At 31.3% G+C, this 348-nt stretch carries 1 pseudogene; it reads left to right on the top strand.

What is annotated here, in order from left to right:
• Window positions 1–132 (top strand): annotated as a pseudogene (locus tag HZY94_RS10295) (IS30 family transposase); the annotation flags it as partial.
• Window positions 133–348: the final 216 nt, after the last annotated feature.

Genomic DNA, 348 nt, shown 5'->3' with positions numbered 1-348 from the left:
CGCAGGTGGTTACCAAAAGGGACCAAAGAAACAACTCCCAAAGAAGTCGCTTTTATTGAAAATTGGATAAACAATTATCCTAAAAAATGTTTGGACTACAAGTCACCAAAGGAATTTCTTAGTGGTGGCTAATTTCAACTTGAAATTTAGCATTGTAACAAATCAGCCAACAAAAGAAAAGAAAATTCCCTGAAAGAAACTGCAACAAAAGCAGTGGATTTTGATACTAAATAAAAATCGAATTTTGAATTATAATAGATTGTATGAAATTGAAATTAGATAAACAACAAGAAACTGAATTGAGATTAGCTCTTAGAAATAAAGACTACGCTACTTATCATAGACGCA

The sequence above is a fragment of the Streptococcus danieliae genome (assembly GCF_013415245.1).
Taxonomy (GTDB): Bacteria; Bacillota; Bacilli; order Lactobacillales; family Streptococcaceae; genus Streptococcus; species Streptococcus danieliae_A.
Note: the sequence above shows the minus strand (reverse complement) of the source record. Positions and strands in the feature narration are given on the sequence as shown.